The organism is Halopseudomonas sp. SMJS2 (assembly GCF_029866945.1).
GTDB lineage: Bacteria > Pseudomonadota > Gammaproteobacteria > Pseudomonadales > Pseudomonadaceae > Halopseudomonas > Halopseudomonas bauzanensis.
This window is the reverse complement of sequence record NZ_CP123445.1, coordinates 405,511-419,030: the sequence shown is the minus strand read 5'-3', so window position 1 is coordinate 419,030 and position 13,520 is coordinate 405,511. Positions and strand designations below refer to the sequence as shown.

General features: G+C 61.0%; 12 protein-coding genes. 6 read left to right on the top strand and 6 right to left on the bottom strand.

What is annotated here, in order from left to right:
• The first annotated feature begins 328 nt into the window (after positions 1 to 328).
• Positions 329 to 1,753, top strand: coding sequence for an MFS transporter (locus QAO71_RS02010; protein ID WP_280165121.1), 1,425 nt, complete (start codon positions 329 to 331; stop codon positions 1,751 to 1,753).
• Between the two features lie 88 nt (positions 1,754 to 1,841).
• Here the strand turns inward: QAO71_RS02010 and QAO71_RS02005 are convergent, their stop codons facing one another.
• On the bottom strand, positions 1,842 to 2,732 hold the full coding sequence (locus QAO71_RS02005) for a neutral zinc metallopeptidase (protein WP_280165120.1): 891 nt from the start codon (positions 2,730 to 2,732) through the stop codon (positions 1,842 to 1,844).
• Positions 2,733 to 2,889: 157 nt separating this feature from the next.
• Here QAO71_RS02005 and QAO71_RS02000 point away from each other — a divergent pair, with 157 nt between their 5' ends.
• Positions 2,890 to 4,170, top strand: a complete 1,281-nt coding sequence (locus tag QAO71_RS02000; RefSeq protein ID WP_280165119.1) for a PQQ-dependent sugar dehydrogenase — start codon at positions 2,890 to 2,892, stop codon at positions 4,168 to 4,170.
• 59 nt (positions 4,171 to 4,229) lie between these two features.
• On the opposite strand, the gene QAO71_RS01995 is transcribed toward QAO71_RS02000, so the two are convergent.
• Together QAO71_RS01995 and QAO71_RS01990 are read right to left on the bottom strand one after the other, a co-directional pair.
• A complete protein-coding gene (locus QAO71_RS01995; protein ID WP_280165118.1) occupies positions 4,230 to 4,889 on the bottom strand; it encodes an NAD(P)H-binding protein in 660 nt (219 codons plus the stop codon).
• Positions 4,890 to 4,979: 90 nt separating this feature from the next.
• Positions 4,980 to 5,921, bottom strand: coding sequence for an AEC family transporter (locus QAO71_RS01990; RefSeq protein WP_280165117.1), 942 nt, complete (start codon positions 5,919 to 5,921; stop codon positions 4,980 to 4,982).
• Positions 5,922 to 6,051: 130 nt separating this feature from the next.
• Here QAO71_RS01990 and QAO71_RS01985 point away from each other — a divergent pair, with 130 nt between their 5' ends.
• Complete coding sequence (locus QAO71_RS01985; protein ID WP_036993225.1) at positions 6,052 to 7,938, top strand: DUF294 nucleotidyltransferase-like domain-containing protein; 1,887 nt, start codon at positions 6,052 to 6,054, stop codon at positions 7,936 to 7,938.
• Positions 7,935 to 8,651, top strand: a complete 717-nt coding sequence (locus tag QAO71_RS01980; RefSeq protein ID WP_136870113.1) for a 3'-5' exonuclease — start codon at positions 7,935 to 7,937, stop codon at positions 8,649 to 8,651. Before QAO71_RS01985 ends, QAO71_RS01980 begins: the two co-directional genes overlap by 4 nt.
• Before the next feature lie 4 nt (positions 8,652 to 8,655).
• Here the strand turns inward: QAO71_RS01980 and QAO71_RS01975 are convergent, their stop codons facing one another.
• The 3 genes from QAO71_RS01975 to QAO71_RS01965 all read right to left on the bottom strand — a co-directional run bounded on the left by QAO71_RS01975 (position 8,656) and on the right by QAO71_RS01965 (position 11,446).
• Positions 8,656 to 10,323, bottom strand: coding sequence for a BCCT family transporter (locus QAO71_RS01975; protein ID WP_280165116.1), 1,668 nt, complete (start codon positions 10,321 to 10,323; stop codon positions 8,656 to 8,658).
• Between the two features lie 172 nt (positions 10,324 to 10,495).
• Positions 10,496 to 11,218 (bottom strand): TetR family transcriptional regulator, encoded by a 723-nt coding sequence (locus QAO71_RS01970; RefSeq protein ID WP_280165115.1) that lies wholly within the window; start codon positions 11,216 to 11,218, stop codon positions 10,496 to 10,498.
• A gap of 30 nt (positions 11,219 to 11,248) precedes the next feature.
• Entirely contained in the window at positions 11,249 to 11,446 is a 198-nt protein-coding gene (locus QAO71_RS01965) for a hypothetical protein (protein WP_074777255.1), read from the bottom strand.
• Between the two features lie 397 nt (positions 11,447 to 11,843).
• Here QAO71_RS01965 and QAO71_RS01960 point away from each other — a divergent pair, with 397 nt between their 5' ends.
• Positions 11,844 to 12,845, top strand: coding sequence for an amidoligase family protein (locus QAO71_RS01960; RefSeq protein WP_280165114.1), 1,002 nt, complete (start codon positions 11,844 to 11,846; stop codon positions 12,843 to 12,845).
• Positions 12,827 to 13,516, top strand: coding sequence for a gamma-glutamyl-gamma-aminobutyrate hydrolase family protein (locus tag QAO71_RS01955; protein WP_280165113.1), 690 nt, complete (start codon positions 12,827 to 12,829; stop codon positions 13,514 to 13,516). The genes QAO71_RS01960 and QAO71_RS01955 overlap by 19 nt, the downstream gene beginning before the upstream one ends.
• Positions 13,517 to 13,520 lie beyond the last annotated feature (4 nt).

Below are 13,520 nucleotides of genomic sequence, written 5' to 3'. Positions count from 1 at the left end.
CATGCCAGACCGTCCCGCTGCTACGCTGCTATGTTACGCGTCGCGGTGACTCGTATGAGCCCTGAGTCCTGGCATTCGCTCGCGGCTGAATATCACTCGCTACAAATCTCAACGATTCTGCGCGCCACCGTACCCCACTATGTCGATATAGTGGCAGGGTTCGTCTAGTCGGCTTAGGGCTGCAAACTGTTCTTAAGGCCAGGCAGACACCGCTAGGAGTGGGTGAATATCAGCGCGATTACAGCCCACATCGACGTATAACAACAACCTAGAAGGCGTATTGTCCATGAGATCTATCACTGCGAGAGAGGGGGGAGCCCAAAGCCACTTGACCGGCTATGGCTCCAAGGCATACCGCAATTATGTGCTCTTCGCGCTGACATTTATCTACATCCTGAATTTCGTCGACCGCGCCTTGCTAGCGGTCGTCGGCCCCGATCTGGTACCGGATCTCGGGATTACAGACACCCAGTTCGGGCTTCTCACTGGCTTCGGTTTCGCCTTGCTCTACACCGCCGTGGGCGTCCCGCTGGCGCGCTTTGCCGATGTCGCCAATCGCGTTTGGATCATGACCGTCTGCGTGGCCTTGTGGTCGCTGATGACAGCGCTTTGCGGCCTGGCGACGGAAGTCACCATCGGCTCGGTCACCATAGGCGCGTTCTGGATCCTGCTGATGTGCCGCGTCGGTGTGGGTATTGGCGAGGCCGGCTGCACGCCGCCAGCCAACTCCCTGATCGCGGACTATTTCATTCCGCGTGAACGCTCCCAGGCCCTGGGCTTCTACGCCATGGGCGTTACGCTCGGCACCATGTTCGCCAACATCATCGGCGGCTGGGTTACCGACGCGTTCGACTGGCGCACCGCCTTCTTCGTCGTCGGTTTGCCGGGCTTGCTGGTCGCCCTTGTTTTCAAATTCACAGTCAAAGAGCCGCCGCGTGGCTACACCGATCCGCCGGAAGCCGCGAAAAAGGAGCGAGCCAGCCTGGGCGAGGCTATCCACGAGCTGATGGGCAAGCCTGCTTTCTGGCTGATGACCGCCGGCTCCACCATTGCCGCGTTCTGCGGTTACGGTATCTCCTCGTTCCAGTCGCTCTTTCTGGTCCGCACCTACGAAATTACTGCCGGTCAGGCAGCGATCTGGATCAACACGCCGGTCGCCCTGTCCGCCGCCGTTGGCACCTTCGCCACCGGTTGGCTGGCAACCAGGATGTACAAGAAGCATCCGGGCGCCATCGCCTGGGTACCAGCGATAGGCCTGGCACTGTCGATCCCCTTTTATATCTTCGCCTTCACCACCGATAACCTGCTCTACGCTGCAATCGGCCTGGTCATCGGCGGCTTTGTGAAGTACGGCTACCTGGCCGCTCAGTACACGATCGGCCAGGGCGTGGTGAGCATGCGTGTGCGCGCAATGGCTACGGCCGTGATGCTGCTTCTCGTCAACCTGCTTGGCTACGGTTTCGGCCCGCTGTTCATTGGCGCAATCTCCGACATCTTCTTCAATTCCGGCGTCGCCGAGCTCGGGGTTGCGGCTGGCGACCTGGCGCGCAGTCAATGTCACCCCAAAGTAATCGGTGAACTGACCCAGAACCTGCAGGACGTCTGTGGACAGGTCTACGCACAAAGCCTGCAAACCTCCATGATCATAATGGCTTGCCTGTACGCTGCCAGCGCCCTGTGCTTCCTGTTGACCTGGACCCGATTGGGCAAGGATATGGTGGACAGAGAAGTGGCAAAGCCGGCCACGCCGTAATATCACCACCCAGAGGGCGCATTGCGCCCTCTTTACCCAGTCCGGCGCCCCTCTCCAGAACTGCGCCAGCATGTCATTCATACATGCTTTATAGACTCGCCGAAAACGTATCGCACTGCCCCATATCCCCACTCTCGAACCCGCGTCGGAACCACTCCACCCGCTGGGCCGAAGTGCCGTGGGTAAAGCTGTCGGGCACCACTTCCCCGCCGCTGCGCCGTTGCAGGCGGTCGTCACCGATGGCAGCGGCGGCCTGCAACGCCTCTTCCAGATCCCCCGGCTCGAGCAGTTGGCTGTAATTGTGCGCGGCATGGCCCCAGACGCCGGCCAGGCAATCGGCCTGCAGTTCCTGACGCACCGACAGGGCATTGACCACCGCAGCGGACTTGCCCTGCCCGGTGGCGCGAACCTTCTGGCTGATACCCAGCAGGGTCTGAATGTGATGCCCCACTTCATGGGCGACCACGTAGGCCTGGGCGAAGTCGCCTGGCGCGCCGAGTTGGCGATCCAGGTCGCGGAAAAAGCTCAGGTCAAGATAGACCTTGCGATCCGCCGGACAATAGAAGGGGCCGACGGCGGAGCTGGCCGTGCCGCAGGCCGAGGCGACCCGCTGGCTGAACAGCACCAGCGTGGGCTCTTCGTAGCGGCTGCCCGCTTCGCTGAAGATACCCTGCCAGGTCTGCTCCGTATCAGCCAACACCACGGAAACGAATTCGGCCAATTGCTGCTCTTCGGCGGAGAAAGTCGCGGTCTGCTGAGGTGCCGGGCCGCTCAATTGCAACAAATCAATGCCGAGCATACGGGCACCGACAAAGGCCACGCCCCCCAGCAGCAGCACGATGCGACCCGGCCAGCTACGCAACAGCCACGGCAGCAGACGCAGCAGCAATAACAATCCGACCCCGCCACCACTCCCCTGCAGCGGCTGCCCGCGCCGGTCTTCGATGTTGCGGCTCTGCCGCCTTCCCCGCCAGTCCATACTCTCTCCCGAGCCGATCACCCTGCATGAAGCCTAGTGTAGCGCTCGCAAACCATGACGGTCGGATTTAACCGGCTGCTGCTCCCAGCTTGCGAAACTCCCTTCCCCACCTACTATTAACGGATCAACTTCTCCGCCCCACGACACAGGAGCTGTCATGATTCCTTTTCGGCATTCAATGATCTTTCTCGCCACCCTCGGCTGGCTGGCTGCCTGCGATAATTCGGCAGATACCGACAACCAGGCCGCCAGCCCAGCGCCAGCCGCTACCGAGCAGGCCACCGCACCCGTCGGCCCGGAGGAAAGCACCGCCGAAGCCAATAGCGATGCGGAGGAAGCGGCTGCCGAACAGGCGGCGGACGGACAGCCGACCGCAGACCCGGGAACCGATGAGTTACCCTTCAGCGTGACCGAAGTGACTCAGTTCGATGCTCCCTGGGCCATGACCTTCCTGCCGGACGGCCGGCTGCTGGTCACCGAGATGGCGGGTACGCTGCGCCTGCACGACCTGGGAACAGATAGTTCTGAAACCATCAGCGGTGTACCGGAGGTGGTCCATGCCGGCCAGGGTGGGCTGGGCGATGTGTTGCTGCATCCGCAGTTCGCAGACAACCAGCAGATTTACATCAGTTATGCCGAGGCTGGCGATGGCGGCTCCGGCGCTGCGGTGGCGCGGGCCCGTCTGGTGCTGGATGAAGATGGTGGGGGCGCGCTCGAGGACCTGCAGGTGATCTGGCGGCAGACGCCGAAGGTATCCGGCAACGGCCATTTCGGCCATCGTCTCGCGTTCGATAGCGACGGCATGCTGTGGATCAGCTCCAGTGAGCGGCAGAAGTTTGACCCTGCCCAGGATATGAACAGCAATCTGGGCAAGATGGTGCGGTTGAACGACGATGGCAGTGTGCCCGAGGACAACCCCTTCGCTGATCAGGGTGAGGTAGCGGCGCAGGTCTGGTCGCTCGGCCATCGCAACATTCTGGGAATGGCATTCGCTGCCGACGGCAAGCTCTGGGCGCATGAGATGGGCCCCAAGGACGGCGACGAACTCAATCTGATCGAGAAAGGGGCCAACTACGGTTATCCGCTGGTTTCCAATGGCGAACACTATGACGGCAAGCCGATCCCTAACCATGATACCCGTCCGGAATTCAATGCGCCCGCCATCACCTGGACGCCAGTGATCTCACCGGCGGGCTTCATCATCTACAACGGCGAGCTGTTCTCCGATTGGCAGGGCGATGGTTTCATCGGCGGCATGTCGTCGCTGTCACTGGTGCGGGTCGAGTTCGACGGCGAAGAGGCGCGTGAAGCGGAACGCTTCGATATGCAGAAGCGCATCCGCGAGGTGGAGCAAGGTCCGGACGGCGCGATCTGGCTGCTGGAGGACGGCATGCGTGGGGGCGAAGGCGCATTACTCAAACTGACACCCCAGCAGTGATGCGATCGGAGCCAGCATCTCGTTGCTGGCTCCTCTCCCAAGCTGCTGCAGCGGCCTCTTCAGCCCGACACAAGCGACTGAATGGCGTCAGCCACCGGGGTATCACCCCCGGTCAGCTCGACAATCATCCGGTTGACTGCCGGTTGCTCGATCAACGCCAACAGCGTGGCCGCCACATCCTCCCGCGGCACATCTCCATAGGGGATGGCCAATCCCGCCCGTACCTTGCCAGTACCCGGCGAATCCAGCAGCGTGCCGGGCCGCAGGATGACCCAGTCCAGATCGGACTCAGCCAGATGCACATCGGCACACTTTTTTACCGCCATATAGTTTTCGAAGGTATCGGAGACGACCTTGTTGCGTCCCGCCTCGGGGAACGCCGATACCAGCAGGAAGCGCTGCACCCCCGCCTGTTGCGCCGCAGCCACCGCTAGCTCCAGCCCCTGGCCATCGATAGCGTCGGTCATCTGCGGCCCTCCCTTGCCGCCGGCGCCAGCAGTAAACACCACCGCGTCGCTGTCGCCGATCAATGCCGCGAGCCCATCAGCGTCCAGTTCGAGCAGATTACCCTGCACTGGAACCGCACCCAGCGCCTGCAACTCATCAGTCTGCTGGGCATTGCGATGCAGGGTTCGGGCCTCATGGCCTCGCTGTGCCAGTTGCCGGGCGAGATAACGCCCTACCTTGCCCGCCCCACCGATGATGAAAATCTTTTGCATGACTACCTCACAGACAAAACCAGTGGTTCATGCTGGCACAGCCGGTTCAGTTGCGCCAATGCTCAGCGGCGAAGCCTGCCCAGCGATGTGTTACTGGAGGAGCCCGAGCAAACCGGAAATCGTCAGCAATGAGACCACCGTGGAGATCAGAATGACACTGGAGGTCACCGCACCATCGCGCCGGTAAAGCTGCGCTGCCATGAAGGGGCCAGTACCGGTAGGTAGCGCAGCCAGCAATACCGCGCTGTGCACCAGCACCGCGGATAGCCCAAAGATCTGGGCAGCGAGCCACCAGGTCACCAGCGGCTGCAGCACCAGCTTGAGCCCGACCAGCAACGCCACGGTACCGGCAACGCGTTGCGGGCGAGGCCGATCCTCTGCCAGAAACAGTCCCAGCGCCACCAGCGCACAGGGCGATGCCGCAGCGCCCAATAACTGCAGAAAATCATTCATGGGGGCCGGAAGACGCAGGCCGAGCAGCAATACCAGCAGCCCAAGAGCCGGCGCGACCAGCAAAGGGTTGCGCAGCAGTTGCAATCCCACCGTGCCCAACATCGGCCCGGACGCCGAGCTGGCGCTGCGCTGCAGCGCCAGCTCGAGCATGATCAGTGCCACGGCAAATAAAATACAGACGGTGATGACGGTGGCGATCATCGCCGGTATCAGCGAGTCCCGACCCAGAATCGCCAGTAGCAATGGAATACCCAGAAAGCCGGTATTGGCATAAGCGGCGTTCAGTCCATCAATAGCCGAATCGACCAGCGGTCTGCGCCGAATCAGCTGCACCACAACCGCGCCGATGAAGACCACCGCCACCCCCAGGCCGAATGCGCCGATAAAGCCGGGCTGCCAGAGCACCTGCCATTCGGCGTTGGCAACCACCTCGAACAAGAGCGCCGGCAGGGCCAGATAGATGACGAAACGGGTCAGCTCGCTCGCCGCATGGGGACCGAGCACCCCGGCTCGGCGCACCAGCCAGCCGGTCAGGATCAGAGCGAAGACCGGCAAGGTGACGGATAGGACGGAGAGCATCGCGTAGATCCATTTGCGCAAAGACGCCAGTTTAGGGACAGACCCTTCGCATTCCAACAAGGGCTTCACCTAGCGCATCTGCACCGCACAGGTATTACACTGTCCCGTAAGGCCACCGCTGGAAACTGCCATGCAAGTTGAACTGATCGAAATACGTGACCATCTGAGTCGCTTCGCCCCCTTCGATGAATTGCCCGAAGAGACACTGGACGAGACTGCCAGCCAGGTGCAGGTGCAGTATTACAAGGCCGGCACGCTGATTCTCGAGGCCGGTCAGGACATCACCGATCTGCATTACATCCGCAGCGGTGCGGTGGAGATACTGCGGCGCAACGGTGAGCTGTTCAACCGGCTGGGCGAGGGGGACATTTTCGGCCAGGCCAGCCTGCGCCGCGACAGCCGAGTGCGGTTCCCGGCGCGGGCGCTTGAAGATACCTTGATCTACTTCATCCCCGGGGTGCTCTTCAGCCAGTTGAACGAAAGCTTCGACAATTTCGCCGACTTCGTCGATACCGAAGGGTCCGGTCGTTTACGGTCCGCGATCGAGCTTCAGGGCCGGGCCAACGAGTTGATGAAGGTCCGGGTCAACAAGCTGATCAGCCGACCACCGGTGATGCTGGATGCACAAGCGAGCGTGCACCAGGCAGCGACGGTGATGACCGACCAGAGCGTATCGGCCTTGCTGATTACCGAACCGATGGCGGATGATCCCCAACAGCGGCGCGTGGTCGGCATCATCACTGATCGCGACTTCCGCACTCGCGTGGTATCCGAGGCGTTGCCGCCGGAGACGCCACTGCAGCACATCATGTCGGCCGACCCGATTACCCTGCAATCCAACGACTCGGTATTCGAGGCGATCCTGTGCATGCTGCGGCACAATATCCATCACCTGCCGATCCTCAACCGGCGCCGCCCGGTGGGCCTGATCAACCTGGCCGATGTGATCCGCTATCAGTCCCAGAGCAGTCTGTATCTGGTCAATGACATCTTCAACCGCCAGTCCATCGCCGAGCTACAGGGGCTAGTACCCGATGTGCGCGCCACCTTCGTGCGCATGGTCGAAGATGATGCCAGTGCGCATATGATCGGCAGCGCCATGTCCAGCATCGGTCGCAGCTTCATCCAGCGGCTGGTGGATCTGGCCGAGGCGCAGTTGGGCCCGCCGCCAGTCCCGTACTGCTTCATGGTGATGGGCTCGATGGCGCGGGATGAACAACTGATAGTGACCGACCAGGACAATGCCCTGGTGCTCGATGACCGCTTCGACCCAGCCGAACACGATGACTATTTCCTGCGGCTGGCAACCTTTGTCAGCGACGGCCTGGCCGCCTGCGGCTACACCTACTGCAAGGGTGACATCATGGCTACCAACCAGCGCTGGCGGCAGCCACTGGCGGTATGGAAGAACTATTTCAATGACTGGATCGAGCGCCCCAATCCCCAGACCCTGCTCAACAGCAATATCTTCTTCGATCTGGAAGCGGTCAGTGGTCAGACGGACTTTGTCGAACAGCTGCATGAGCTGATCGCTACCCGGGCCAGCGGCAATCAGCGCTTTCTCGCGCTGCTGGCGCGCAACTCGTTGAACCGCACACCACCACTGGGCATCTTCCGCACCTTCGTCATGGAGCAGGATGGCCGGCAGAAGAACATCATCAACATCAAGGGCCGCGGTACCGCCCCGTTGACTGATCTGATCCGGGTGCACGCGCTCGCCTGCGGCTCCACCGCCCAAAGCTCGGTCGACCGGCTGGACGATATTGCCAAGACCCGCCTGATGCCCCCCGAATCAGTGGACCGGCTGCGCTACGCTCTGGAGTTCCTGTCGCTTGCGCGCATCCGTCACCAGGCGCTGGATATTCGCGAGAAGCGCGAGCCGGACAATTACATCGAGCCGGAGAACGTTTCGGCAGCAGAACGGCACGGACTGAAGGATGCTTTCCAGATCCTCAGCAATGCGCAGAAATTCCTGCGCTATCGCTATCCCCATACCACAGGTGATGGCAGACCATGAAGCCAACCGTAGCCAACCACGCGAGTGACTGGCCAGCCTATCTGGCCAATATGGCCGCCAGTACCCGGCAGCCCTCCCTGCAGCGTTTCTATAAAGCCGAATGGCCCGCGGCGGATACGCCCCTGAGCGAGGTTGAGTTCATCGCGCTGGATATCGAGACCACTGGTCTCAATCCCAAGCGCCACTCGATCCTGAGCATCGGCGCCGTCCCTTTCACTCTGGGCCGTATCCGCAGCAACCAGGCCTGGCAGCAACTGGTGCGGCCCCATAGCGACTTGATTCCGGAGTCGGTGGTATTCCATCGCATTACTCACTCGGACATCCGGCAGGCGCCGCGCTTTGCGCAGATCATGGACAGTCTGGTAGATCAGTTGGCAGGCAGGGTGGCGGTAGTGCACTACCGCAATATCGAGCGCAACTTCATCGATCAGGCGGTACGCCAGGCATTCGGCGAAAGCCTGTTGTTTCCCATGGTCGATACCATGCAGATCGAGGCCGACCTGCATCCGCAGCGCCAGCCCGGCTGGCTGCTACGGCTGCTGGGCAGAAAGCCGCTTTCCATTCGTTTGGCCGACAGCCGTACCCGCTACAACCTGCCGCTGTATCAGGCGCATCATGCGCTGACTGACGCCCTGGGCACCGCCGAATTGCTGCAGGCGCAGGTGGCGACACACCTCTCGCCACGGCAACGCCTGGGTGACCTGTGGTGCTGAGCCGCTAGCGCGGCTCGCTCATCAACCCCTTCACCACCGCTACACACCCGACCAGCAATACCACAGTGAACGGCAAGCCGGTGGATACGGCCATGGCCTGCAGGGCCACCAGGCCGCCCCCGATCAGCAACGCGATGGCCAGCACACCCTCGATCACCGCCCAGAAGATCCGCTGGGATACCGGCGCATTGATCTTGCCACCGGCAGTGATGGCATCGATCACCAGTGAGCCGGAATCCGAAGAGGTGATGAAGAACATGATGACCAGAATGATGCCGAGGAACGAGGTAATGGCCGACAGCGGTAGCTGGCCCAACATGGTGAACAGTTGCAACTCCAGCGCTGCCTCCTGAACCCCGGTGAAATTGTCGGCCAGTACCTGGTCGATGGCCACTCCGCCGAAGGAAGTCATCCACAGTACCGAGACCAGCGATGGTACCAGCAGCACCGCGATCAGAAATTCCCGCACGCTGCGCCCCCGGCTGACCCGAGCGATGAACATGCCAACGAAGGGCGACCAGCTGATCCACCAGGCCCAGTAGAAGCCGGTCCAGCCCTGACTGAAGTTGGCATCATCGCGGCCTATCGGATTGGACAGCGCCGGCAGGTAGCTGACATAGGCGCCCAGGTTCTCGAAAAAGCCTTTGAAGATTTCCAGCGTGGGCCCGAAAACGATCACGAAGAATAGCAGTAGCACCGCAAGCAGCAGGTTGATCTTGGACAATTGCTGGACGCCCTTGTCCACCCCGGCCACTACCGACCACATCGCCACCAGAGTGATGGCGATGATCAATAGCACCATGGTCAGGTTGCCGGTCGGAATACCAAATAGATGCTCCATGCCCGCGCTGGCCTGTTGGGCTCCGAGGCCCAGCGAGGTGACCAGCCCGAACATGGTGGCGAATACCGCGAGAATATCGATCACGTGCCCGGGCCAGCCCCAGATGCGCTCACCCAGCAACGGGTAGAATATCGAACGCACACTCAGCGGCAGGCCCTTGTTAAAGGAAAAGATGGCCAGGGACAACGCAACGATGGCGTAGATGGCCCAGGGATGCAGACCCCAATGGAAGATGGTCGCGGCCATGCCCAGACGCACCGCCTCTTCGGCATTACCGGCAGCGCCGCCCAGCGGCGCCCAGTCAGTGCGTACCCCATCCTCGCCAACCACGACGCCATCGAATGCCGCGGTGAAGTGCGACATGGGTTCGGCCACGCCATAGAACATCAATCCGATACCCATGCCGGCGGCAAACAGCATCGAGAACCAGCCCAGGTAGGTATAGTCCGGTGTCGCATCCCGCCCACCGATACGTACCTTGCCCAACGGCGAGACGATCAGCGCCAGGCACAGCACCACGAAGATATTCGCAGCGCTGATGAAGAACCAGGCCATATTGCTGGTCAGCCAGCCCCGCAGGCCGGTAAAGACCTCCGCCGCCTGGTCCTGTAATGCCAGGGTCAACAACACGAACAACAGGATGGTCCCTGCCGAGATCAGAAAGACCTTGCTGTGTATGTCCAGGTTGATGGTCAATTTGCCGGCAAAGTTGTCCTGCCCGACCACATAGTCCGTATCGATCAGATTGGCGTCGCCGGAAGGCGCCGGGATCCCATCGTCACTGGGGTTGATATCATTGGGGTCGGTTTCATTCGTGGGCTGGGTTCCCATGGAATTACTCCTTGCATGTCGTATTCAGCAGCACACTGAAGAGCGGCAAAAAAGATCTTGCCGGAAGATGCCCGCAGGCATAGATACGCTGACTCAGGCTTAACCTTAGTCGCTTAGATGAAAGTCTGCTGCCAATGATAACCCAACGGCGGCCGCCAAAGAACCGCTTCGCCTATACCTCTCCTTCCGGCAAGCACAACGCACCCACCGCCTGTAGGAAGGCAGCACCGGTAAACAGCATCATGATCTGCTCTTCGACCAACCGGCGCAGTTGATCGCGGCGCTGTGGCTGAGCGATGTAATCCAGCGATTGAAAGAACAGGTTGAGACTGACCATCTCGGCTATCTGCCGCACCTGCATTGGTGCGACCTGCTCGGAGACCAGTTTCAATTCGACGATATCCTGCGCCAGATCATCAGCGAACAGGCGCATCATGTTGCGCACTTCCCTGCGCAACAATTCCGACGGTCCATGCATCTCGCGCATGGCCACCATCACCACTTCAGCATTCGCCAACACATAGTCGAGGAACAGGCGGACGGTTTCTGCGCAGACCAGCCGCCCACGCCGCAACTCCAATTGCACCTGATCAATCGCCGGGTTCTGCTGCCGTATCTGCCGCTCGGCGCGCGCGGTGGCGTCGTGACGTAATACGCGTATGGGCCCACGCACCTGCTCGACGATACTACGCAACAGCGTCAGACCCAGATCGTCCATTTCACGGAAGTGGCGATAGAAGGTGTTTGGATTCAGTCCCGCTTCCCGAGCCAGTTCCCGCAACCCCAGACTATTGAGTGTCCGCCCATCCGCCGCCAAACGCAGGGCGGCATCCAATAAGGCTTGTTTGCCTGGCGAATAGGCGGGAGTTGTCGAGTGTTTTGTCATATCGTCCATGATTACGCTGTATTACCGCGCATCGCGTATTCAGTGCGCCTGGGGTGCGGACTCGATGATTGCCAGTACATCCGTTGCGGACAGGCGATAGGTTTTCATCAGTGTCTTGAGTTCATCGCTGAACGCCTGTTCTTCACAAATGTGTTCTGCTTCTTTCTTGGCTTCAAGTTGCGCCAGACTTTCCGCCAGTTTGCGTTCGATTTCCCGAAACGTCGCGTTCTTGCTCATAGTTAACCTATCAGGAAGTTAGTTTCAGCCCTGTCGCTTGCCGAGCGGCAGCAAATGGACGATGCCGCTGTCAGCGGCTAGCCTTGAGTCATGCAGGTCAATGCTTGCGGGAAGAACCTACCGATCATGGAGGCAGATGCCCTGACCAGAAGTTATCCCTTTGACTCCGTGCCCAACGACAGATGGAATTGGCGAAGCGGCTGTCGTTTGATCGACATTGTCTGAGAAAACCTGCCATGGGGGCGGCAGACAACACGACCGAATGAGTCCCGGGCGAGACACCCGGAGCGGAGCCAATGGATTCTATCATGCTGAACCTGGTCTGAGACCACCCCTTGGATATGCGGATGCCAGAATCGAGCAGAACGTTACCCAATGGCCGGACGCGGAGCTGTACATGACCCATTGCCCACCATCGTTCGCCTTACCGGCACGCATCCATACCGGCACCGGCGAGCTGCGCCGCGTCGGTGTGGAACTGGAAATGAGCGGACTGGATATCGACCGGCTGGCCACCATCTGCAGCCGCTATCTGCAATTGCCCAGCCAGGCCACCAGCCGCTATGAGCGCACCCTGCGAGGCGACCCGGCCGGCGACTGGCGAGTCGAACTGGATTTCACCCTGCTGCGGGACATGGGCCGCGAACAACGTGCGGAAAACGACCTGGGGGACGAACTGCGCACCTCGGTGGAAGAACTGCTCAAGTGGGTCACCAACGATGTCGTGCCGTTGGAACTGATCAGCCCACCCTTGCCCATGAACCGTCTGGGTGAGTTCGAAGGGCTGATCGATCTGCTGCGGATTGCCGGCGCACAGGGTACCTCCAGCAGCGTCATGAGCGCCTTCGGCATGCAATTCAACCTCGATCTGCCGGACCTGCAAACCGATACCATCACTGCCTATCTCAAAGCCTTCACCTGCCTGTATGACTGGCTGGCGCAACGCGCGCGAATGAACCTGACCCGCCGCCTGACTGCATTCGCCGGCCCGTTTCCACCGGTCTATGTCAAGCAACTGATCAACCCGCATTACTGGCCAGAGCAGACCCAGCTGATAGCCGACTACCTGCTGGCCAACCCGACCCGTAACCGCGCTCTGGATATGCTTCCGCTGTTCAAGTACCTGAGTGCCGAGCAGGTTCAGGCGGCTACAGCCGACCCCTTGATCAAGGCTCGCCCTGCCCTGCATTACCGTCTGCCGGATAGCCTGATCGATCAACCCGGCTGGGGTCTCGGCGGCGCGTGGAGTGACTGGTTGCAGGTGGAGGCACTGGCCGCAGACCGGCCCCGTCTCGATGCCTGCTGCAACGCCTATGGGCAGCACCTGGAACAGGGGCTGGGCCGGTTACTGGATAGTTGGAAAGCACAGCTGGAGCGCCAATGGCTGAGCGGGATCTGAACAAGGCGCCGATCATTGCGGTAACCGGGCCATCGCGCGGTGCTTTCGGCCCGCGCTTTCTGGTAGCGTGCGCCATCCGCTGGTACGGCGGCAAACCGCTCCAACTGCGCCCCGGCGACCCCTGGCAACAGCACCGCTATGACGGCGTGGTCATTACCGGTGGCCATGATATAGACCCGGTCCTGTATACCGCCGAACCGGAAGTGGTGCCCAAATACGACCCCGAGCGGGACGCACTGGAAGCGGCAATCATCGATGATGCGCTAGCCCACCGGCTGCCGCTGCTGGGGATTTGCCGGGGCGCCCAACTGCTCAACGCACGTCGCGGTGGCAATCTGTATCAGGAGCTGCGCTCCCGGCGCCACAAGACCTCACACCGGCGCACCGTACTGCCGCTCAAGACACTGGATATCGTCCCCAACAGCCGGCTCGCCGACCTGCTCGGCAGCGAGCGGGCGCAGATCAACAGCCTGCACAATCAGGCTATCAACCAGCTCGGTCAACAACTGCAGGTCAGCGGCCGCGACCTGGATGGCATCATCCAGGCGATCGAAGACCCGGACCACCCCTTCCTGCTCGGCGTGCAATGGCACCCGGAATTCCTGTTGCTGATACGCCGCCAGCGACGGCTGTTTCAGGCGTTGATTGTGGCGGCAAGCAAGCGCGTCTGATGTT

What these genes read in the sequence shown, in the direction of transcription:
- QAO71_RS01975 (WP_280165116.1), bottom strand. Translation starts at nt 10,323, where the DNA reads ATGGGAACCCAGCCCACGAATGAAACCGACCCCAATGATATCAACCCC.
- QAO71_RS02005 (WP_280165120.1), bottom strand. Translation starts at nt 2,732, where the DNA reads ATGGACTGGCGGGGAAGGCGGCAGAGCCGCAACATCGAAGACCGGCGC.
- QAO71_RS02000 (WP_280165119.1), top strand. Translation starts at nt 2,890, where the DNA reads ATGATTCCTTTTCGGCATTCAATGATCTTTCTCGCCACCCTCGGCTGG.
- QAO71_RS01955 (WP_280165113.1), top strand. Translation starts at nt 12,827, where the DNA reads ATGGCTGAGCGGGATCTGAACAAGGCGCCGATCATTGCGGTAACCGGG.
- QAO71_RS01995 (WP_280165118.1), bottom strand. Translation starts at nt 4,889, where the DNA reads ATGCAAAAGATTTTCATCATCGGTGGGGCGGGCAAGGTAGGGCGTTAT.
- QAO71_RS01970 (WP_280165115.1), bottom strand. Translation starts at nt 11,218, where the DNA reads ATGGACGATATGACAAAACACTCGACAACTCCCGCCTATTCGCCAGGC.
- QAO71_RS01965 (WP_074777255.1), bottom strand. Translation starts at nt 11,446, where the DNA reads ATGAGCAAGAACGCGACGTTTCGGGAAATCGAACGCAAACTGGCGGAA.
- QAO71_RS01980 (WP_136870113.1), top strand. Translation starts at nt 7,935, where the DNA reads ATGAAGCCAACCGTAGCCAACCACGCGAGTGACTGGCCAGCCTATCTG.
- QAO71_RS01990 (WP_280165117.1), bottom strand. Translation starts at nt 5,921, where the DNA reads ATGCTCTCCGTCCTATCCGTCACCTTGCCGGTCTTCGCTCTGATCCTG.
- QAO71_RS01985 (WP_036993225.1), top strand. Translation starts at nt 6,052, where the DNA reads ATGCAAGTTGAACTGATCGAAATACGTGACCATCTGAGTCGCTTCGCC.
- QAO71_RS01960 (WP_280165114.1), top strand. Translation starts at nt 11,844, where the DNA reads ATGACCCATTGCCCACCATCGTTCGCCTTACCGGCACGCATCCATACC.